The sequence below is a fragment of the Pseudomonas sp. EA_65y_Pfl2_P74 genome (genome assembly GCF_963970575.1).
GTDB lineage: Bacteria > Pseudomonadota > Gammaproteobacteria > Pseudomonadales > Pseudomonadaceae > Aquipseudomonas > Aquipseudomonas baetica_A.
Window position 1 is genome coordinate 1 of the sequence record NZ_CAXAOQ010000015.1, and the last position, 21,269, is coordinate 21,269.

Consider the following 21,269-nt stretch of genomic DNA (forward strand, 5'->3'; position numbering starts at 1 on the left):
CGAATCCGCTTCGTGACCCCGGCCGAACGGCACCGTGGTCAGGATCATCAGATCCTGGCTCGGCGTCATGAGCTGTACGAGCAAGCTCGGGAGAAATGCCCGGAACGCTGGTCTGGCCAGACAAGAAACTGGGAGCCGATGGGCACTGTGATGTTGAACCCGGATCGGCAGCAGCAGACCGAGAAAAGAGCGGCATAGTTAGACGGCGACGCGACAACAACCTTGAAAAACGCCGCCGCCGACGCGCTCTGTGTGATTTTTTTGTGCAATTTCATAGGTAATGCAATCAGGGCGCTAGCCCAGGCTGGCCGTGGGGCTTGGCGGGCGACAGCCCATTTCATTCTGTGCAGGCTTGTGCAAAAAAATGCAAAGAGATTGCTGCGGCTGTGACCGGCCAGCAACGGCGTTTAAAACCACGAAAGCCAACGTGCATAGGGGGTAGGCTGGATTTTTATAAAATGAACCGCTCACATTTTTTGTGCATATCTGCGAGTGCTTATCTGCTACGGAAAACCCTGTAAGCCAGGTGTGTTATGGCTTGCAGCCAATCTCACAGTGCTTTGGTAATTTCATTTTTTGTCGTGCAGTTGCTACCTGGTGCACCGATAAAAAAAGCCCAGAAAAGAAGAAAGCCGCACAGAGGCGGCTTGTAAAAAGTACAGCAACAATCCATTGGTCTTGCGGTGCTTATGCCTTGCGGGCCTGCCTGAGTCTCATCAGGTCGCCGGGTGTTTCCACCGGCGCTTCACTATGGACCGTACTCGGCATTACGGCCAAGGTGGGGGCCTGTATATCCAGTTCAGCACCGTTGAACAGCTTTTCCACTTCCTGGCCAAATGCCCTCCAGGTGAGTTCTTGAATTTTCGCCTGCCTTTCGCGTTGACCGTTGCATCTCGACAACGCCCCATCATGCTCATCAATGCTTTTTAGGAACAGCGCGCGCGATAGCGCAAAAAGTTCAAGAAGACTTTCCCGCATACCTTCCTGTGTTAAAGCTTTTGCGAGAAGGGCTTGCCAGTACGCTTTGTTGATCTCCCCAGGAGCGTGTACTAACTTCATGCGAGCTTCAGCCAAATTAATCATTAAATTACTCTGGGTGCTGCTTCGAGCGTCGGCTGTGAGTCGTAGTACTTCCGCCTCTTGTTGGAGCTTTCTGCCACGCTCAATCTCTGCGTTGATCTCGGCCTGACTGGCATTTGGCTCACTCGCTAACTGTCGCCAAGCTCGGTCCGTTGCGTTGACTTGCGTATCCAGCATCGACGCTTGGTTTCTGAGTCGCTGATCCTCCTGGACTATCTCAGAGAAGCGCTGCTGAACGTCAAGGTACGCATGTCGATTTAGCTCAAAGTGCGCCAACTTCTCTTGCAAACTTTGGTCTAAGTCGGTCCGTTCAATAGCAACAAATGTCATATGTTTTTCCTTCGGGTAGTTATGGAAGATTGGGAGCGCTGGGCTAAAGTACCTTTGGGTTAGGCCTTTGTTTGGGGCTCGAAGCGCGTCGATTTTTGATGATGTTCAGATTCTGGCTAAGCTTCTGTTTCACACTTATCAAGCTCAAATGCAGGCTGTTACTGCGAAATTGTGATCTCAGTGGAATGGATGCGCTGTAGTAGGCGGACTTGCTGGTACGTTTGGAAAAGTACAACTCCTGAGTACCAAGACTGGCGGGTTCATCGGTGACGGCCAGGCCTGTCATGTAAGCGCGTCCAGAGTTTGCAAAGTTGGGTGTGATTTCCACACTCGTAAACAGCTTTTGGCCCTCGTTGTTTAGCCTGAGCAACTGGGCGTTCGGCTTCAACTGTGCTTCTAAGGCCACCTGGCCTTTTTCCAGGTTGAGATCATCTTTGACAAGGCGCGTTGCGAAGATGGTGCCGTGGGCGCCCTTCCAGCGCTCATGTTCAACCCAAATGACGGCAGTGTAGGTCGACGTTCTGTAGGTTTCTGCGCAGTCGCGTAGGTCTTGGGGGGTGATCTCTCGGCCATCGGCGGTGGGGCCGCTGATGGCGACACGCTTCCAAGAGGAAACAAGTGAACGTGGCATAAAGGAGATCCTTGATTTGGGTGAGCTGTGACAGCCTGAATTAACGACTAAAACACTACATGTAGTGTTATTAAAAGAATAATACTACCATATGTTGATTTTTTGGTTGCGATGAACGGGGTGAAAAGTGCGGGTGTATTGCAAGGAGTGTGGTGAGAAAGCGCGAATTTCGTCGCGTGATGATGTGTCCCCATCGTTCGCCCGGCTCTACTGCCAGTGCCTGAACGTCAAGGACTGCGGTCACCGCTTCGTCATGACTCTGGCGTTTTCTCATGCGCTAGTTCCGGCAGCAGAGCCACTTGACCGGATGCTGTTCGACCGGCTGCATGCGCTTCCCCGTCAGCAGCAGCGTGAGATGTTTGAGCAGTTGGGAATATCGTCAGCGTGACAACGCTCTCGTATCGCTAAACAACAAAGCCCCGCCGGAAAACCGAGCGGGGCTTTTTCATTCAGATCTTTCAGTTATTCGTATGGAAGAGGTCAAAAGCTGCTCGCCAAGAGGTGGGGGGCTTTAGGCCGCAGTTGTGTCTGATCGTCGTTCTGTCAACAAAAAAGTGCGCCATCTCCTCATTGCATGTCTGGTTTAGAAAACCCGAGGGATTTAAGGATTTAAGGGCTAGCCCATATAAACCGTGCCTTTCAGAGCCTTGTGACAATCCCTGTCTTTTTTTTCAGGGAATGGGGTAGATGGCCGTAGCCCTTATTGAACAGAGTTGTATTCCCTTATCCCTACTCTCGTATCTATTAAGGGATTGATGAAAGCCATGTAGTTCGTGGGCTGTTCCCTTATTCCCTTGTTCCCTCTGGAAAATGACACCTCGGAGGACCATGTAAGTATGTGTCGCTTGACGAGCGTGTGCGCATTTGAATTCGGAATCTGAGGTCCAAGGGCGCAGGTAGTGGTGAGCGTCGCGGTCATCGGTAGCCGAAAGTAAGGGCTGAGTGCTAGGGAATGCCTGGCCACAGCAAGAAGGTGGCCAAGCATGAGGCTGGCTGTTCACTGACTAGCCCCGTCCTGTTCCAATTTCTTCGGGTCGACCACGTAGAAACGAGCATCGCCACCACCTGGCGTGTTGTAGCGTTTCATTGACCGCTTCTGATTTGCTTCAACGTCCACTTTGGCCAGAGCGTCAACCCCTTGGAGAGCACGAACAATTCGATTTCTGCCAAAGCCAATGGCGGCCTCTTCCAGTGCTGGTGCGTTGAACAGGTACAGACGTTTTCCTTGCTCAATCTCGTAGTAGCCCGCCCGATTGTGAACACTCGCGTTTGGATGGGTGTCGTGCACACTGGAAAAGCGGCTGTCTCCGTGGCGTGCAATAAAGTGAGCGATACCGCGCAGAATCTGGCGGTCTTCAGCGTTACCGTCCCCGGCGGTTGAGAGCCATTCGTTGAACAAGAGACAACAGGCTTTTGTGGCTGTGCCTTCCGGCCAGTTAATCAGCTTACGACGGATGGCCAGTTCACCGGCCAACGCCATAATTGCAAAACGATCAGCAACCCGACCAGCCTGTGAGCTATCGGTGCCAAAGGCGTCCCGCTCCTTCCGGAACGCACTGTGCAGATCCTCGGGCTGCCGAATCAGAGACTCCACAAATGCTGGACCAAGGTGGCCATAGTGATTTGACACGGCATCGTTAAGAGTCCGGTGAAACTCTTGTCCTGTCAGGCCATGTACATCATCGAAGGCACGATGGGTACGAGTACCTGCATTCACGTCCACCATGCGCAACTCGGCCCCAGCGTGCGCACTGCTGCCTCCGATGGCGGCATGGTCTGATAACGATCGTTCACCACTGGAGAGCGCGAGTACACGCCACGTCAATTTGGCGCGTCCCTCACGCTCGCGGGTCATTGTGCCTTTGCCCGTACCGTTGGCGATGGCATACGCCATTTCCTGGACGCGCTTGGGATCAGCGCGCTTGATTTCGTCCAGGATCAACACGGTGTCATTGCGCGAAGCAGCCTCGATCTCAACACCGCCCTTCGACACGTCCCACGACGCTGCGAAGGCGCCAGGGTTGCCCCAAATTGACGCCGCCAAGAGCTGGGCGAGCGACTTGCCGCTTGATGAATCGCCCACAAGGTGAACGCCGCCGCCATTAACTCCTACCTTGGCGAGCAGAGGTCCAGCCAAGGCGCAGCAGACCGACAGAATCAACACGGGGTTGCCCACGCATCGTGTAGCAATCTCGGTTTGCCAGCCGCTGAGAGTCCCCTTGCAGGTGAATACGTTTATCGACCGGCCAGAGTCCTGGAAACGCACGTTATCCCCGCCAATGACGCGAGAGGGCAGCACAAACGCCCCAGACTCGTGCCAACCGGGTTTAGTGGTGGTCGCGATCACCAGCTCGGGCGATTGGTGGCTGGCTAGGTATGGAACGATCTGGCGTCGTTGGTGGTGCTCGATTACCAGTCCGCGACTCATTAAAACCTTCATGACCTCGTCGCCTTTACCGGCCAGTGCTTCCATGGGCATGACCCACTCGATACGCCTTCCCCTGTGGCTGAAAGAGAGAAGCCGCCCAATGGTGCCGTCCTCTGAGTTAACCGTTTCAGCTTCAACGTTTAAAGGTGTGCAGATCCAGTGATCCACCGGAATGGCCTTTTCCTCTGGTCCGCCTTGTTTTAGGCCGTGATACCAGGTGCCAGCCTTGTACGATTTGCCCTCGACATTGCAGGCGTGTTCGTAAACGGCAAAGCGTGGCCGCTCCAGCTTTTCAGGTGACGGCGCTTTAGGGTCGCCGACCAGGCTCAGGGTGGGATTTTTTTCGTGGATGTTCATGGCTTGCGGCTCTCTTTGAATTGGCCGGTTAGCCAGAGGTATAGGTCGTTGAAGTCTGATAGGTCGGTCGGGGTGCCTTGAGGCCAGTCAGGAAATACCACAAGAGCGTCAGTCGCACGGGCGGCCTGGTTGGCGGCGGACCTTCCAGGATTTCCTATTGTTTGGCGGTCATCATCACCAGCGATCACCAGATCCAGGGTTTCGCCATAGCGCTCACGCATTGCCATGGCGACCGGCTTGAGGTTGCCTGCGTTCATGGCACAGACCACTGGACTCCCAGTGTTGCGGTGCAGGGTTGCGCCGGTGGCCCAGCCCTCGCAAACATACAGGCGACAGCCTTCGGAGATTTTGCCCAGGGGGGAGTAGCAACCTTGCACCCGGCCGCCCGATAGGAAGCGTTTACCGCCACCAGGTGTGATGGTCTGTAGGTTGACCAAGCGGCCACCATGGCAGAGCGGGACCAACAAACGGCCATGGCCCAACTGACGTAGTTGATAGGGTTGTAGTCCCTTAGTCAGCAGATACGTGTGTAGACGGTCGGCGGGCTTCGCCATTTTCCAAAGCTGCGCAGCCTGGCGAGCAGCGTCCAGGTGCTTTTCTTCCTGGAGTTGCTGTGCGCGTAGAGAGGATGCTTTGCGCTCCTGTTCGGTTTGTCGGCGGCGGTCCTCGAGCTGTTGAGTATCGGCAGCCGTGAGGTCGAACAGCCCCAGGCGCAAGCGTTCGTCAATTTCCTTTGCTGCCTCCAGCTGTCGGCAATTGCGCAGGTAGGCCAACAGCGAAACCAAGTCGCCGCCGTGGGCGCTACTGTCGGCAAAGTCATTCCACCGGCCAGAGTCGAGTGACACGCCAAAGGAGCCGGCTTGCCGGTCTCCGCGGGCAATATTGGGCGCGACCCATTCGCGGCCTTTTCGCCCGCCCTGGGGGAGCCATTCAGGCAAAAGCGTCTCAGCAGCAGTCAAGGCGTGCCGTGCGGTTTGTCGTATCAGGTCAAGAGGGCTGAGCTTATTCATGAGCGCCTCCCCTCTGATGCGATTCCAGCCGTATCAGATAGGACTCTACCGCGTTGATGTCCCAGCGTATTGCGCGTCCAAAGCGGATAGGTGTTGGGAAGCCCGTTGTTGTAGACCAGCGCCACCATGTAGTACGACTGATCTGGTAGCGAGCGCATAATTGCTGTGCTGTCGCCCATACAGACGTTGGAATAGTCGTAGTCATTGCGCATCCCCCAAAGCACGGTGGGCCCGCACAAAAGCGTGTTTATCGTCGAGTGTGTAGGCAGTGTTCGGCATAAGGCCGTTCTCACCGATGTAGCCGATAACGGTTCTAAACCGTTCTTCTCGGCTGTCTCTGTACCTGAGCCGGATTTCGCCTTTCTCGCCGGCGGAAACGACGCCCTTAATTCCGGCGCTGGCCATCCCACTTGCCCCGGCTGAGGCCTGGCCATAGTCACCTGCGATGGCTGTCCCCAGGGCTCCGGCAACGGCGTTGCTACAGTCCCGGACAGTGGCCACTCCACAATCTCCAACGATGGCTGTAGCGAACTCTCCGGCATAGGCTGTGCCAAAGTCTCCTGCGTGAGCCTTGCCGCGATCCCCTACGACGGCGAAACCACTTTCCCCGACAACGGCTTTACCGCTGTCTCCGGCAATCGCGGTGCCGTAGTCCCCAGCCTGGACATTCTGCTGGTCTCCGACTTGGTAATAGGTACGGACGGGAGCTGCATACCCGTCATGATTTATTTGTTTGACCTGATGCTGGATACCAGAGGCTTTTTTCGGGCATGCCGATCCCATCAGCGCATTACTGCGCATTTGAAAAATGATCATTGTGTTAAACCCGTCGAGTAAGTTGGGCTACGCGACCGTTATTAGCGGCCAAGAAAGGCGATAGAACTCTGAGATTGTTTATGCTCAGTCGTGGCCGGCTAATGGGTAGCAAACTACTCGGGGCCGCGTTGTTTCAGGTAAGTTGGAAGCAATGGCGTCACAGCTTCGGACAATGGCCATATGGGCGTTGTAGCGTTTGAGTCGAACGGATAGGGACGAGTTTGCGCGGAGGGCGCTCAGGGCCATGCGACGGTGAGCAAGTGCGCGAATTGCGGTCGGAATGAGGGCGATCATGGATGGTGCTCCTAACGTAATGTTGGAGCTGCCACGTTCGTTACCAAGCGAATGGGTGGCAGCTGTACGCAGGTTGGTAAACCGGGACGTTAGGAACCCGGCAGACCCGAGGGTCTCCCACGCACAGCCGCCATAAAACGGATCTGCGGGCACAAAAAAAGCGCCTGCAATCATAATGGGGGCGCTGTTGCGCCTAACGTTCAACGGGTTACCAAGCCCGGTCGCTGAATTGGCAGCGACAGACGAACGATAGCCGCGCACGAACGAGTTTGCAACCCTTGGTCGAGCTGTTAGGCAAGTTGACATGGCTCAACCCTTCTGGCTGGTGAGGAACGCGTCCACGGCCTCAGCATCCCAACGCAGGATGCGGCCTGCGCGAAGGGGAGTGGGGAAGTTGTCGGCTTTAGACCAGCGCCACCAGGTGGTGCGGCTGATCTGGTAGAGGGTGCAGAGTTGTTCTGTAGTGGCTCGGATACCTGCACGCGGCAGGTTTGGGCGTGGGGTGTTGTTGTCAGTGGATAGCGTCATTGCTTGCTTACTCTAACGGCGTACGGAAAAGCCGAGAGCGTGAAAGTGTTCGCGTCGATGGGAGGACATTGCATAGTCCGCCTCATGGCAATACAGTTTCATGGCAGGCCAAAAGCCCGCAAAGAAGCCCCTCAAAAAGCTTCGTCTCTCGGATCGTGTACTGGCTTGTTGCGGTATGCAGGGGACGCTCCAACGTCCCTTTCCGAATCGGCCTCGGTACGTCAAATACCGGGGCTTTTTCTTGTCTGCTAGTTACCGATTTTGCTGATTAGCCCAATGTTCTGTGGTGTTTAGGGCGTCACGACATAACTCACCAGTACACGCATGGTAGCGGGACGTTTCAGGCGCATTCAACACTAGGGTGTCGACAGATAGGGTGTTTGAAGGGCCTGCTGACGTTAAAAGAGCTGCCCCGACGGACATATGGGACACATATGCATATATGCCCGGAAATGGTTACCGCACTACCGTTCGTCGGATTTTTTCCGTCGAGTTAGTAAAACGACATTGCTACTGGATTTGTCTCCCTTCGCTAAGGCATCCAAATATCGTCCCCATTGCTCCAGAGCGGCACGTTTTTCCGGTAGATAGGCGTATCGGTCGTAGTGCTTGGCTTGCACCCCACTGCGGCCATGCGACAGCAGCCAGGCGCGCACCTCTGAACCGATGCCCTGGTGCGCCATCAGGGTTTCGGCGGTAACACGGACGTTGCGGTAGGTGAAGAGGCGAGTCTTGCCAGCCTTTGCCAGCACTTGGCCCGCTTCGCTGAACGCTTTGATTATCGTTGAGGTGCTTGCGGTCGTGCCTTCTGAGAAGGAGAACGGGCCATCGCCTATGTGGTGCTCAACCATGGGGGTCATTATTTCGGCAATGCGCTTTGTGATAGGTAAGAGGTGCTCCCAGGCTTGATCTTTGCGCCCCTTGGAATCTAGGAGGCAAATGGTGTCGTCGGTAACGGCGTCCCAGGGCACGGCGCAGAGCTGGGTCATTCGCTGTCCGCCGAGGTAGATTAGGGCGTTGGCTATGCCCCGTTTAGGCTCGGGCAATTTGTCCAGGTAACGCAGCAGCTCGCCCATCTCCACGGGCGTCAATGATTCGGTATTGGCGCGCCTTGCTCCCTGCACGGACGGAACATCCCGAACAGGGTTGGTCTTTATGGCAAACACTTTACCGCTGCGCGCCATTCGTTCCGGGGAAAGGTGCGCTTTGACCGCGTGGCTGAAGGCCGCTTGCAGTGAAAGACGGAGGTTGTTGCAGATCGAGCGCATGTCGTTTGATGCGCCGCCAGCAGCATGGTTACCGACCCCCCGGCCCTTGGGTTTGCGTCCCAGTACGCCGGATAAGATGAGCTGGATATCCTCGGGCTCGATCAGGGCGGCGGGGCGCTGAATGAGTTCGGAGTGATAGTCCTTGATATGGGACTTGAACTGGTTCGCTACGGCCCTATGGCTCACCTTTCCTGACTTCTCCAGGTGGGCGACGTAGCTGTCCAACAGGTCGCCAAAGGTGCCGCGTCTCGCCTCAAGGGCGGCTTGCGCGGCCACCTGTGCCAGCTCTGCCGCTGCGGCGGCCTTTAGGGCCAATTGTTGTTCCAGGTACTGTTCCAGCCCACCGGCAGCGATTGACGCGGTAGCGACACGCAGCGCCGCCAGTCGCATGGCGTCCAGATCCATTTCATTCGTGTAGGGACGTGGATTTTTGGTCAATGTGCCCAGTGCTATGCGTTTATCCCCGGCGTTGGTGCGCTCGCGGTAGTAGCCGTTAATGAACCCCGCCGTCTTGCGTTCGAGTGTCAGGGTGCCTTTGCCACGGGAGCCTATCGGTTCGGATTTCTTGCCCTTGACGTTGTAGGCTTCCATTTCTGTCAGTCGAATGCGCTTGGCCATTTTCCCGTTTGTTTCCCGTTTCGCCTGAAAAGTCACGTTGTAGAGTGAAACACTGAGACAATAGAAGAACGCCTAAAACCCTAATAATCAAGGGCTTTATGGATAATGAGAGGTTTTCGGAATCACTATGAGAATGCAATGCTGAGGGTTTCCAACAACGTGCATCTGCCGGATGCCGAGATCGAATTGACGGCCATCCGTGCCCAAGGCGCCGGCGGGCAGAATGTCAACAAAGTCTCCAGCGCTATGCACCTTCGCTTCGATATTCCGGCCTCGTCCTTGCCTGATTTCTACAAGGAGCGATTGCTCGCGTTGCGGGACAGTCGCATCACCAGCGACGGCGTGTTGATCATCAAGGCCCAGCAATATCGTACGCAGGAAGCCAACCGCGCCGATGCGCTGGAGCGTCTGGTCGAGTTGATCCTGAGCGCCACCAAAGTCGAAAAGAAACGCCGCCCGACCAAGCCGACCCTTGGCTCGAAGAAGCGTCGGCTTGAGTCGAAAACCAAACGCGGCAGCATCAAGGCCGGGCGTGGCAAGGTGGATTTCTAGTCTTCGCGATACTTGGCGGTGTGACGGTACAGATAGACGCTCAACGCCAATCCACTCAGAGAGGCGAGGGCGGCAAACAGGAAGATCGAGGCAAAACCGAAGCCTGCCGCAATCGCGCCGGCCAATGGCCCGGTGATCCCCAGCGACAAATCGATGAACAGCGAGTAAGCGCCGACGGCCGCGCCGCGACTGGACGCGGGCACCAGATTCACCGCTTCCACACCCAGCGCCGGGAATACCAGCGAGAAACCAAAACCGCTCAACGCTGCGCCGGCCAATGCCCAATGGGCATCCGGTGCCAGCCACAACAGCAATAGGCCAAGGGTTTCCACCGACAGGCAGGCAATCGCCACGCGAAAGCCTCCAAGACGATTGATCAGGTTGCCGAACAGCAGGCGCGCACCGATGAAACTGGCGCCGAACAGACTCAGGCAGAGCACCGCGTTGTCCCAGTGCTGAGTGGCGTAATAGAGGGTGATGAAGGTGGCGATGGTACCGAAGCCGATTGAGCCCAGCGCCAGGCCGCAGCCGTGAGGGAGGACGCGGCCCAGCACATGCATGAACGGTAGACGTTCACCGACGACAATCGGTGCGGCGGTTTTCGGCCAGGCGAGCAATAGGCCCAAAGCAGCCAGCAGGATGATGCTGACCCCCATGCTCCACAAGCCCAGACGGCTGACCAGCCACACGCCGAACGGTGCGCCAATTGCCAGCGCGCCATAGCTGGCGATGCCGTTCCACGAGATCACTTTGGCGGTGTTCGCCGCGCCAACCCGACCAATGCCCCAGCCGATCGAGCCGGAACCGACCAGACTTTCCGCGCTGCCCAGCACCAGTCGGCCGATCAACAGGCTGATCAGGCTGAGCATCGGCATGTTCGGTGTCCATGCCGAAATCAGCATGAACACACCGCTCAAACCACAGCCCGCCAAGCCATACATCACTGCCAGCTTGCTGCCCTTGTTGTCGATGATCTTGCCTGCATACGGACGGCTGAGCAGGGTGGCCAGATACTGCACGCTGATCACCAGGCCAGCGATTACCGCGCCGAAACCTAGGTCGCTGTGGACGTAGCCCGGCAGTACAGCGAGTGGAATGCCGATGTTCAGATAGCCGATAAAGGTGAAGAGGACGATGGAAACGACTTGCAGCGTGACCGCCAGGGGGCGCTGGGGCTCTGACATAGAGAACGACATGGGTAAAGGTCCACGGGAGCAGCAGATTAGATAGGCTGCTCATGATACCGGCGCGAACGTTTCAGGGGCGGGGAAAAGTAAAACTATTTGCCGGTCGACGGTTTCAGGGTTTGGCGGGGGCGACCAGTTGCGTGGTGACCAGTGCGGCAAGTGCGTTCTCTTCGCTGCCGAAACGGGCGAGCAGGGCGGCTTGCTTCTCGGGGGAGAGCCGACTCCAGATTTCGATCATTTTCTCGGTGGCACCGATCAGAACGGCGGCTTGGCTTTCGGAGAATTCGTCGGTCATGGCGGGCTCGGGGTTTCAGGCAGTGTGGAAAGCGCATGTTAGCGCTTTCCACACGGTCTGTACGGCGGGGTTACTCTTCGCTGTCGGCCGGACGGCTCTCAACGGCTTCTTTCGGTTCGGGCTGCCCCGCGCCGGCTTGTTGCGTGGTCGTCTGCTCAGGTACGTGCAGGCTTGGGAAGGGGAGATTAGGAATCTCGTGCATGGTTGCGCTCCTCGCTAAGTCTGTTGATAGATCTGGTAGATCCGCGCTTTTTGAAAGCCTGAGCAGGATACAGCAGGAAAAATGACAATCAGACTTTTAATTCGAATTATTGCGACAAATGGCCGCAGGGGGAGCAAAAACAAAGATCACCGCAACGTAAATGTGGGAGCGGGCTTGCTCGCGAAGGCGGTGTATCAGGCAACTTAATTGTCGACTGACACTGCGCCTTCGCGAGCAAGCCCGCTCCCACAGCGGTTTGTGTGGCTGGATCTATTTGCTGACGTCAGCGATCGCTTGTGCCAGCAAGGCGAGGCGCGTGGCGTCGATACCGGCCACGTTCGCCCGGCCTGAGCTGACCATGTAAACGCTGTGTTGCTCGCGCAGTTGTTTCACTTGCTCGGGTGACAGGCCGGTGTAAGAGAACATTCCGCGCTGCACGCCAATGTGCGCAAAACGCTCACGCAGACCATGGGGCTCCAGCGCCTCGACCAAACCGCTGCGTAATTGCGCGATACGCAAACGCATGGCCTCCACTTCGTCGGCCCAGCGGCTTTTCAGCTCCGGATCGGCAAGGATGGTCGCTACAACGGCTGCGCCGTGATCCGGTGGGGTCGACCACAGGTTGCGGGCGATGTTGGCCAGTTGGCTGCGAATGTCGATGAGCTTGTCGGCGGTGTTCGCGCAGACGATCAGCGCGCCGGTGCGGTCGCGATACAGGCCGAAGTTCTTCGAGCAGGAACTGGTGATCAGCAACTCCGGCAGTTGCGCGGCGAACAAGCGGGTCGACCACGCGTCTTGCTCCAGACCATCGCCAAAGCCCTGGTAGGCAAAGTCGATCAGCGGCAGCAAATCGCGACGGCGCACGACGTCCAGCACGCGCTGCCAGTCGTCGTGGTTCAGGTCGAAACCGGTCGGGTTGTGGCAGCACGCATGCAACAGCACCACATCGCCCTTCGGTGCTTCATTGAGCACTGCGAGCATGGCTTCGACGTCGAGACGGTTATCGCTGCCCACATACGGGTAGTGACTGATCTTGACGCCGGCCGCCGCGAAAATGGTTTCGTGGATCGGCCAGGTCGGGTTGCTCAGCCATACGCCTTTGCCCGGCAAGCACTGCGCGATGAAGTCGGCGGCCAAGCGCAGGGCACCGGTGCCGCCCGGGGTCTGAGTAGCGCCGGTGCGTTGTTCGGCGATCAACTTCGAGTCAGCACCCAGTACCAGCTCATTGATGACTTTGCCAAACAACGGATTGCCGTGGCCGCCGATGTAGGTTTTGGTGTCCTGGCTTTCGACCAGCCGTGCCTCGGCGATCTTCACTGCCTCGGGGATTGGCGTGAGGCCTTGGGCATCCTTGTAGACGCCAACACCCAGGTCGAATTTGCGCGGGTTGCTGTCCTGCGCATACGCCTCCATCAAACCGAGGATCGGGTCGCCGGGTACCCGGCCAATGGCGTCGAAGTGCATTACTTGCGTCCTTCTGCGGTCTTGGCCACTTCGTCGGTGCGTGCGGCCATGATGAAGTCGTTGCGGTGCAGGCCTTTGATCGAGTGGCTCCACCAGGTCACGGTGACTTTGCCCCACTCGGTCAACAGGCCCGGGTGGTGACCTTCGGCCTCGGAGATTTCGCCGACGGCGTTGGTGAAGGCCAGTGCATGTTTGAAGTTCTTGAACAGGAAGACTTTCTCCAGCTGCATGATGCTGTCGCGTACTTCGATGTTCCAGTCAGGGATCTGCTTGATCAGGATCGGCAGTTCTTCGTCGCTGACTTGTGGCGCATCGGCGCGGCAGGCTTCGCAGTGGGCTTGGTTCAAAGTGGACATGGTTGGATTCCTGAATCGAGTGTTTTTTTTATAACGGTCGTCAATTGCGCCACGCTAAACCAAAGTGGCGCTAACGGACAGACTCACTTGTAAGCAAAAGCCACGGTTCACGCCGCTTTTGGTTTCGGCGGAAATTTTGGTGCATGCAGACCCAACTGCATGCCTTGTCTGACCATGGCCATGATGTCTTCATGGGCCACGTCGAACAGGCGCTTGAGGTTTGGCAGGACAAAGTACAGTGGTTGCAGAATGTCGATGCGGTACGGCGTGCGCATGGCTTCCAGCGGATCGAATGTCTGATGCTCAGGTTCGTCCGACAGGCAGTAAACGGTTTCTTTCGGTGAGGACAGGATGCCGCCGCCGTAGATCCGCTTGCCTTGCGGGGTGTCGACCAGGCCGAACTCGATGGTCATCCAGTACAGGCGCGCCAGGTACACGCGCTCTTCCTTGGTCGCTTGCAGGCCGAGTTTGCCGTAGGTGTGGGTGAATTCAGCGAACCACGGGTTGGTCAGCAGCGGGCAGTGACCAAAAATCTCGTGGAAAATGTCCGGCTCTTGCAGGTAGTCGAGTTCTTCGCGGGTACGAATAAACGTGGCCACCGGAAATTGCTTGCTGGCGAGCAGTTCAAAGAACGTCTGGAAGGGAATCAGTGCCGGGACGCGAGCGACCTGCCAGCCAGTGGTTTCACCGAGCACCTTGTTGATTTCGCTCAGTTGCGGAATGCGGTCGTGGGGCAGGCCGAGTTGTTCGATACCGTCCAGATATTCCTGGCACGCACGGCCTTCGATCACTTTCAGTTGGCGAGTGATCAGCGTGTTCCACACCGCGTGTTCTTCGGCGGGGTAGTCGATAAAACCTTGCGCATCGGGCTCGCGGGCCACGTATTGCGTCTGCTTCATGCTGCTCTCCTGCTAGGGGAATTCGTTCTTGTTATGTCCAGCGATGGACTCAGAATGACTCGAGAGCGTGTTGATTTGCAGCGGGTTGAATGGCGTCCTTGTAGGAAAGATCGTCGATTTTCGTAAAGTATTCGTTACGGATTGTAGTCTGCTTCGCGTTTGCTGCGATTTTCAGGTTTGAAAAGGCTATTGGGTGTCACATAATCTTGACGACTATCTGCGCGCCTCGACAGAAAAGTGAGACCAGGGTGCGCCGCAAAACCCTGTGGGAGCCGCTTGCTTGCACAGGGGTTGTGTTCAACCTCATCCTTGTCAGGCCTTTTCTATGCGCATCAAAGTCCACTGCCAGAACCGCATCGGTATCTTGCGCGACATCCTCAACCTGCTGGTGGCTTACGGAATCAACGTCGCGCGCGGCGAGGTCGGTGGTGAGCACGGCAACGCGATCTATCTGCATTGTCCCAACCTGATCAATATCCAGTTCCAGGCGCTGCGGCCGAAGTTCGAGGCGATTGCCGGGGTGTTCGGGGTCAAGCGAGTAGGGCTGATGCCCAGCGAGCGACGGCACATGGAGTTGAATGCCTTGCTCGGCGCCTTGGAATTCCCGGTGCTGTCGATCGACATGGGCGGCTCGATTGTCGCGGCGAACCGGGCGGCGGCACAGTTGCTGGGCGTACGGGTTGATGAGGTGCCGGGGATTCCGCTCTCGCGCTATGCCGAGGATTTCGATTTGCCGGAACTGGTGCGCGCCAACAAATCGCGAATCAACGGTATGCGGGTCAAGGTCAAGGGTGACGTCTTTCTGGCCGACATCGCACCGCTGCAATCAGAGCACGACGACAGCGAAGCCATGGCTGGTGCGGTGTTGACGTTGCATCGCGCCGACCGCGTCGGCGAGCGCATCTATAACGTGCGCAAACAAGAGTTGCGCGGGTTCGACAGCATCTTCCAAAGCTCGAAAGTCATGGCCGCGGTGGTGCGCGAGGCGCGACGCATGGCGCCATTGGACGCACCTTTATTGATAGAGGGTGAGACCGGCACGGGCAAGGAGTTGCTGGCGCGCGCCTGCCACCTCGCCAGTCCGCGTGGGCAGTCGCCGTTGATGGCGCTCAATTGTGCGGGGCTGCCGGAGTCGATGGCTGAGACCGAGCTGTTTGGCTATGGCCCGGGTGCTTTCGAAGGTGCGCGCGCCGAAGGCAAACTCGGGCTGCTGGAGCTGACGGCGGGCGGCACCTTGTTTCTCGATGGCGTCGGTGAGATGAGCCCGCGTTTGCAGGTGAAGTTGCTGCGTTTTCTGCAGGATGGCTGTTTCCGTCGGGTCGGCAGCGACGAAGAGGTTTATCTGGATGTGCGGGTGATCTGCGCCACGCAGGTCGACTTGTCGGAGCTGTGCGCGCGCGGTGAGTTTCGCCAGGATTTGTATCACCGCTTGAACGTGCTTTCGCTGCACATTCCACCGTTGCGTGAATGCCTCGATGGCTTGACGCCGCTGGTGGAGCACTTCCTCGATCAGGCCAGTCGGCAGATCGGGTGTTCGCTGCCCAAACTGGCACCGGCGGCGATGGACCGGCTCAGCCATTACCATTGGCCGGGCAATGTGCGGCAGTTGGAAAACGTGCTGTTCCAGGCTGTTTCGCTGTGTGATGGCGGCACGGTCAAGGCTGAGCATATTCGTCTGCCGGATTACGGCGTGCGTCAGCCGCTTGGCGATTTTTCGCTGGAGGGTGGTTTGGACGAGATTGTCGGGCGCTTTGAGAAAGCAGTGCTGGAGCGGTTGTATTCCGAGCATCCGAGCAGTCGGCAATTAGGCAAGCGGTTGGGGGTTTCGCATACGACCATTGCCAATAAGTTGCGGGAGTATGAAGTCGGTAAAACCGATTCATAGCCCAAACATGTGTGGGTAATGATGGCCTCTTCGCGAGCAAGCCTGCTTGCACATTTGCAATGCAATCGCTGTGGGCGCGAGCTTGCTCGCGAAGGCGTTTGTGCCGACAACCTCAGCGCCAGGCTTTGCCACCTACCGGCATAACACCGCCGGTTTTTCGACTTCGATACATTTCTCCCGTTCGCGCAAAACCCCTCAAGTCCTTTGTTTGCCGGGCCTGAAGCCGCCAGAAAAAAGTTGGTCTGCAAATTGCTTATGGCTCAGCAGTACAGCGGTGGGCGGCAAACGTCCGGCATGCAGAGGAAAGAGTGTGGACAAGTACCTTTATGTGGCAATGACCGGCGCCAGCCAGAACGCACTGGCGCAAAAGGCGCATGCCAACAACCTGGCGAACATCTCCACCAACGGTTTTCAGCGCGACCTGGAGCAGGCGCGTTCGATGCCGGTGTTCGGTGACAGCTTTCCGGCGCGTGCGTATGCCATGAGCGAACGTCCCGCTACTGATTTCACCCCAGGCTCGCTGGTGCAGACCGGCCGTGACCTCGACGTCGCCGTGGCCGGCAATGGCTGGATCGCCGTGCAGAACCCGAACGGTGGCGAAAGCTACGTGCGCACCGGCAGCCTCAATGTCGATGCCCTCGGCGTACTGCGCGCCGGCAACGGCATGCCGGTGATGGGCAATGGCGGTCCGATCGCCGTGCCGCCCGAGCAGAAGATCGAAGTCGGTGAAGACGGCACCATCAGTATTCGTGCGATGGGCGAAGGCCCGCGCGTCATGGCAGAGGTGGACCGGATCAAACTGGTCAACCCGGACATCAAGAACATGAACAAGGGCCTCGATGGCTCGATTTACACCAAGGACGGCAAGCCTGCGCCGGCCGATGCCAATGTCAAACTGGTGTCGGGTTTCCTGGAGTCGAGCAACGTCAATGCCGTGGAAGAGATGACATCGGTGCTGGCCCTGGCCAAGCAGTTCGAGTTGCACGTCAAGATGATGAACACCGCCAAAGACGACGACCAGGCCATGGCTCGGGTCTTGCAGATCAGCTAATTATCAGAACGTCGCGCCGTAAAACAGGCGCACGAGGAGAATCGAATGCTTCCGGCTCTATGGGTTGCCAAAACAGGTCTGTCCGCCCAGGACACCAACCTGACGACCATTTCCAACAACCTGGCGAACGTCTCGACCACGGGTTTCAAACGTGATCGCGCCGAGTTCCAGGACTTGCTGTATCAGATCAAGCGTCAGCCAGGCGCCCAGTCGACTCAGGACAGCGAGCTGCCGTCGGGTCTGCAAGTGGGTACGGGTGTGCGTATCGTCGGTACGCAGAAAAACTTCACCGCCGGTAGCCTGCAAACCACCGAGCAGCCGCTGGATCTGGCCGTTGATGGTCGCGGTTTTTTCCAGATTCTGCAGCCGGACGGCACCACGTCCTACACCCGTGACGGTACTTTCCACCTCGATTCCAATGGCCAGGTCGTCAATGCCAGCGGTTTCGCCCTGGAACCCGCCATCGTCATCCCGAACGATGCGCAGACCTTCACTGTCGGTCGTGATGGCACCGTCTCGATCACCGTTGCCGGTAACCCGGCATCCCAGGTGATCGGCAACCTGCAAACCGCCGACTTCATCAACCCGGCCGGTCTGCAAGCGGTGGGTAACAACCTGTTCCTGGAAACCGCTGCGTCGGGTGCACCGCAAGTCGGTACGCCGGGCCTGAACGGTTTCGGCACCACGCTGCAGAACACCCTGGAAACCTCCAACGTCAGCACCGTTGAAGAGATGGTCAACATGATCACCACTCAGCGCGCTTACGAGATGAACTCCAAGGTGATCTCCACCGCCGACCAGATGCTCTCGTTCGTAACGCAGAATCTGTAATCAAGTCTATGAGGCGGCCATGAGGTCGCCTGCAACACCGTGAGGTAGGGTCATGAATCGCTTCGTATCTGTTCTGGCATTGAGTGGAGTCGTCTCGCTCGCGGGCTGCGTCGCTCCGACGCCCAAGCCCAATGACCCTTACTACGCTCCGGTGTTGCCGCGCACGCCGTTGCCAGCGGCTGCCAACAACGGCTCGATCTATCAGGCCGGCTTCGAGCAGAACCTGTACAGCGACCGCAAGGCGTTCCGGGTCGGTGACATCATCACCATCACCCTGAACGAGAGAACCCAGGCGAGCAAAAACGCCAACTCGCAAGTGGCCAAGAACAGCAAGACCGGCATCGGCCTGACTTCGTTGTTTGGCGGCAGCGGTACCCTCAACAACCCGTTGGGCAGTACTGATCTGAGCCTGGATGTCGGCTACAGCGGCGACCGCGCGACCAAGGGCGACAGCAAGTCCGGCCAGAGCAACAGCCTGACCGGTTCGATTACCGTGACCGTGGCCGACGTGCTGCCCAATGGCATCATCGCTGTGCGCGGCGAGAAGTGGATGACCCTCAATACCGGCGATGAGCTGGTGCGGATCGCCGGTCTGGTACGTGCCGATGACATCGCCACTGACAACACCGTGTCGTCGACCCGTGTCGCCGATGCGCGCATCACCTACTCGGGCACCGGCTCGTTTGCCGATGCGAGTCAGCCAGGCTGGTTCGACCGTTTCTTCCTCAGCCCGCTGTTCCCTTTCTAGGTGGCTACGTTGAATTTCAGAAGCCTTATGGTGGCCGCGTTTTTGTTGTCGGCGGCCTTCAATGCACAAGCCGAACGGTTGAAGGACATCGCCAGCATTTCCGGCGTGCGTTCCAACCAGTTGATCGGCTATGGCCTGGTGGTCGGGCTGAATGGCACCGGTGACCAGACGACGCAAACGCCGTTCACCCTGCAGACCTTCAACAACATGCTCTCGCAGTTCGGCATCAAGGTGCCGGCAGGGTCGGGCAACGTGCAGTTGAAAAACGTCGCGGCGGTGTCGGTGAGTGCCGATCTGCCTGCGTTTGCCAAACCGGGTCAACAAGTCGACATCACCGTTTCGTCCATCGGTAACTCCAAGAGCCTGCGCGGCGGCACGTTGCTGCTGACGCCGCTCAAGGGTATCGACGGTAATGTCTACGCCATCGCTCAGGGCAACCTGGTGGTGGGCGGTTTTGATGCCGAAGGTCGCGACGGTTCGAAGATCACTGTCAACGTTCCGTCGGCCGGTCGTATTCCTGGCGGTGCGTCGGTGGAGCGTTCGGTGCCGAGTGGTTTCAACCAGGGCAACAGCCTGACGCTGAACCTCAATCGTTCTGACTTCACCACTGCCAAGCGCATCGTCGACAAGATCAACGACATGCTCGGCCCTGGTGTGGCGCAGGCCGTTGATGGTGGATCGGTTCGCGTCACCGCACCGCTCGACCCGAGCCAGCGTGTCGACTATCTGTCGATTCTGGAAAACCTTGAAGTCGACCCCGGTCAGGCGGTGGCCAAAGTCATCATCAACTCGCGTACCGGCACCATCGTCATCGGTCAGAACGTGAAAGTCTCGCCAGCCGCCGTGACACACGGCAGCCTGACCGTGACCATCACCGAAGACCCGATCGTCAGCCAGCCGGGCCCGTTGTCCAACGGCCAGACTGCCGTTGTGCCGCGCTCGCGGGTCAATGCCCAGCAAGAAGCCAAGCCAATGTTCAAGTTCGGCCCGGGCACCACCCTCGACGAGATCGTCCGGGCGGTGAACCAGGTCGGCGCGGCGCCGGGTGACTTGATGGCGATCCTTGAAGCACTGAAGCAGGCCGGCGCGTTGCAAGCCGACCTGATCGTGATCTGAGGACGACGACCATGGACATGCGCAAGAGCGGGCTGGTCAGTAGCAGCGATTCGGGTTCTTACTCTGACCTCAATCGCCTGAACCAGCTCAAGGTTGGCGACAAGGACAGCGATGCGAACATGCGCAAAGTGGCGCAGGAGTTCGAGTCGCTGTTTCTCGGCGAGATGCTCAAGTCGATGCGTTCGGCCACCGAGGCGCTGGGGCAGGACAATCCGCTCAACACGCCGGCGGCCAAGCAGTATCAGGAAATGTACGACCAGCAACTGGCGGTGTCGCTGTCCCGCGAGGGCGGTGGTATCGGTCTGGCCGACGTGCTGATGCGCCAGATGTCGAAGAACAAGCCCCTGGCGTCCGGCGAGGCGGCGGCCGCGTCCGCCGCCAAGCAGGAAGAAGCCAAAGCCAAGGCTGCTGCCGTGGCAACGCCGATTGCCGCTGGCACGGTCGCCACCCATGGCCCGTTGTCGCGACTCAATGGCGAACGTCCATTGTGGGCCTCGCGTTCAGTCAATGCGCCGAACACGCAACTGGACCATCGCAACGACATGGCATTGATCAATCAGCGGCGTTTGGCTTTGCCACCGAAACTGGCTGATCGCCTGCTCGCGGGTCTGGTGCCGTCGGCCACTGCGACGAACGCCGCGACACAATTGCCACAGCGCGCTACGACGGCCGCCACCACTGGCGCAGGTCCGTTGTACAACGGCGACTGGCTGGCACGCGCCGAGGCCGATAAGGCTTCCGGCGGGCAGATGCAGGTTTACGGCCGTGCGGTGGCACAGATTCCGCTGGCCCCGGCGAAGAAAGCCTTCAGCTCCGCCGACGAATTCGTCAACACCATGCTGCCCATGGCCAAGGAAGCGGCTGACCGTATCGGTGTCGATCCACGTTATCTGGTGGCGCAAGCGGCACTGGAAACCGGTTGGGGCAAATCGGTCATGCGCGCACAGGATGGCAGTAGCAGCCACAACCTGTTCGGCATCAAGGCCAGCAGTAACTGGAAGGGTGATTCGGCCCGGGCAATCACCAGCGAGTTCCGTAATGGCGCGATGGTCAAGGAGACGGCCGAGTTCCGTTCCTACGCCTCGTACAAGGACAGCTTCCATGATCTGGTGACTTTGCTGCAGAGCAATAATCGCTATCAAGATGTGCTGAAGTCGGCCGATAACCCAGAACAGTTTGTACGCGAGTTGCAAAAGGCCGGTTACGCCACCGACCCGAACTACGCAAACAAGATTTCGCAGATTGCCAAGCAGATGAACAGTTTCCAAAACTACGCTGCGGCGGGTGTATCCACCACGCCTTTATAAGGCACAAGGTATAAGG

Annotated in this window: 20 protein-coding genes and 2 pseudogenes; 9 read left to right on the forward strand and 13 right to left on the reverse strand. The window is 57.9% G+C overall.

The genetic code is table 11. The features are described from left to right. Window positions 1-198, forward strand: a pseudogene (locus AACY18_RS13920) (IS3 family transposase); the annotation flags it as partial. Window positions 199-687: 489 nt separating this feature from the next. Here AACY18_RS13920 and AACY18_RS13925 read toward each other — a convergent pair. Further along, window positions 688-1,410, reverse strand: a complete 723-nt coding sequence (locus AACY18_RS13925; RefSeq protein WP_339465183.1) for a hypothetical protein — start codon at window positions 1,408-1,410, stop codon at window positions 688-690. 178 nt (window positions 1,411-1,588) lie between these two features. Beyond that, a pseudogene (locus tag AACY18_RS13930) lies at window positions 1,589-2,041 on the reverse strand (GPO family capsid scaffolding protein); the annotation flags it as partial. Between the two features lie 127 nt (window positions 2,042-2,168). Here AACY18_RS13930 and AACY18_RS13935 point away from each other — a divergent pair. Next, window positions 2,169-2,429, forward strand: coding sequence for an ogr/Delta-like zinc finger family protein (locus tag AACY18_RS13935; protein ID WP_339465184.1), 261 nt, complete (start codon window positions 2,169-2,171; stop codon window positions 2,427-2,429). Between the two features lie 609 nt (window positions 2,430-3,038). Here the strand turns inward: AACY18_RS13935 and AACY18_RS13940 are convergent. From AACY18_RS13940 to AACY18_RS13960, 5 genes are all read right to left on the reverse strand, one after another. Continuing rightward, entirely contained in the window at window positions 3,039-4,826 is a 1,788-nt protein-coding gene (locus AACY18_RS13940) for a DUF927 domain-containing protein (protein WP_339465185.1), read from the reverse strand. Then, window positions 4,823-5,836: a toprim domain-containing protein gene (locus AACY18_RS13945; protein WP_339465186.1), complete on the reverse strand. Its 1,014-nt coding sequence runs from the start codon at window positions 5,834-5,836 to the stop codon at window positions 4,823-4,825. Before AACY18_RS13945 ends, AACY18_RS13940 begins: the two co-directional genes overlap by 4 nt. Before the next feature lie 201 nt (window positions 5,837-6,037). After that, a complete protein-coding gene (locus AACY18_RS13950; protein ID WP_339465187.1) occupies window positions 6,038-6,652 on the reverse strand; it encodes a hypothetical protein in 615 nt (204 codons plus the stop codon). 603 nt (window positions 6,653-7,255) lie between these two features. Next, on the reverse strand, window positions 7,256-7,474 hold the full coding sequence (locus AACY18_RS13955; protein WP_273217484.1) for a helix-turn-helix transcriptional regulator: 219 nt from the start codon (window positions 7,472-7,474) through the stop codon (window positions 7,256-7,258). A gap of 464 nt (window positions 7,475-7,938) precedes the next feature. Continuing rightward, window positions 7,939-9,360 (reverse strand): site-specific integrase, encoded by a 1,422-nt coding sequence (locus AACY18_RS13960; protein ID WP_339465189.1) that lies wholly within the window; start codon window positions 9,358-9,360, stop codon window positions 7,939-7,941. A 138-nt stretch (window positions 9,361-9,498) separates the two neighbouring features. Between AACY18_RS13960 and arfB the strand changes: the two genes are divergently transcribed. Then, window positions 9,499-9,912: an alternative ribosome rescue aminoacyl-tRNA hydrolase ArfB gene (gene arfB, locus AACY18_RS13965; RefSeq protein WP_339465190.1), complete on the forward strand. Its 414-nt coding sequence runs from the start codon at window positions 9,499-9,501 to the stop codon at window positions 9,910-9,912. Here the strand turns inward: arfB and AACY18_RS13970 are convergent. From AACY18_RS13970 to phhA, 6 genes are all read right to left on the reverse strand, one after another. Next, window positions 9,909-11,108, reverse strand: a complete 1,200-nt coding sequence (locus AACY18_RS13970; RefSeq protein WP_339432640.1) for an MFS transporter — start codon at window positions 11,106-11,108, stop codon at window positions 9,909-9,911. The genes arfB and AACY18_RS13970 overlap by 4 nt on opposite strands. Window positions 11,109-11,211: 103 nt before the next feature. After that, on the reverse strand, window positions 11,212-11,394 hold the full coding sequence (locus AACY18_RS13975; protein ID WP_042558181.1) for a hypothetical protein: 183 nt from the start codon (window positions 11,392-11,394) through the stop codon (window positions 11,212-11,214). A 70-nt stretch (window positions 11,395-11,464) separates the two neighbouring features. Beyond that, on the reverse strand, window positions 11,465-11,596 hold the full coding sequence (locus tag AACY18_RS13980) for a hypothetical protein (RefSeq protein WP_260455831.1): 132 nt from the start codon (window positions 11,594-11,596) through the stop codon (window positions 11,465-11,467). A 270-nt stretch (window positions 11,597-11,866) separates the two neighbouring features. Next, window positions 11,867-13,060, reverse strand: coding sequence for an amino acid aminotransferase (locus AACY18_RS13985; RefSeq protein WP_339465191.1), 1,194 nt, complete (start codon window positions 13,058-13,060; stop codon window positions 11,867-11,869). Beyond that, window positions 13,060-13,416 carry a 4a-hydroxytetrahydrobiopterin dehydratase gene (locus tag AACY18_RS13990; protein ID WP_003222798.1) on the reverse strand — a complete coding sequence of 119 codons (357 nt, stop codon included), beginning with the start codon at window positions 13,414-13,416 and terminating at the stop codon, window positions 13,060-13,062. The genes AACY18_RS13985 and AACY18_RS13990 overlap by 1 nt, the downstream gene beginning before the upstream one ends. A gap of 107 nt (window positions 13,417-13,523) precedes the next feature. After that, a complete protein-coding gene (phhA, locus tag AACY18_RS13995) occupies window positions 13,524-14,315 on the reverse strand; it encodes a phenylalanine 4-monooxygenase (RefSeq protein ID WP_339432637.1) in 792 nt (263 codons plus the stop codon). Window positions 14,316-14,640: 325 nt separating this feature from the next. Here phhA and AACY18_RS14000 point away from each other — a divergent pair, with 325 nt between their 5' ends. From AACY18_RS14000 to flgJ, 6 genes are all read left to right on the forward strand, one after another. Then, entirely contained in the window at window positions 14,641-16,200 is a 1,560-nt protein-coding gene (locus tag AACY18_RS14000; RefSeq protein ID WP_221732010.1) for a sigma-54-dependent transcriptional regulator, read from the forward strand. Window positions 16,201-16,510: 310 nt separating this feature from the next. Beyond that, on the forward strand, window positions 16,511-17,251 hold the full coding sequence (locus AACY18_RS14005; protein ID WP_221732009.1) for a flagellar basal body rod protein FlgF: 741 nt from the start codon (window positions 16,511-16,513) through the stop codon (window positions 17,249-17,251). Window positions 17,252-17,296: 45 nt separating this feature from the next. Then, window positions 17,297-18,082, forward strand: a complete 786-nt coding sequence (gene flgG, locus AACY18_RS14010; protein ID WP_187677348.1) for a flagellar basal-body rod protein FlgG — start codon at window positions 17,297-17,299, stop codon at window positions 18,080-18,082. A gap of 52 nt (window positions 18,083-18,134) precedes the next feature. Continuing rightward, window positions 18,135-18,830 carry a flagellar basal body L-ring protein FlgH gene (flgH, locus tag AACY18_RS14015; RefSeq protein ID WP_339432636.1) on the forward strand — a complete coding sequence of 232 codons (696 nt, stop codon included), beginning with the start codon at window positions 18,135-18,137 and terminating at the stop codon, window positions 18,828-18,830. 27 nt (window positions 18,831-18,857) lie between these two features. Then, window positions 18,858-19,946: a flagellar basal body P-ring protein FlgI gene (locus AACY18_RS14020; protein ID WP_221732045.1), complete on the forward strand. Its 1,089-nt coding sequence runs from the start codon at window positions 18,858-18,860 to the stop codon at window positions 19,944-19,946. Window positions 19,947-19,957: 11 nt separating this feature from the next. Next, window positions 19,958-21,253, forward strand: a complete 1,296-nt coding sequence (flgJ, locus tag AACY18_RS14025; protein ID WP_339432635.1) for a flagellar assembly peptidoglycan hydrolase FlgJ — start codon at window positions 19,958-19,960, stop codon at window positions 21,251-21,253. The last annotated feature ends 16 nt before the right edge of the window (window positions 21,254-21,269 follow it).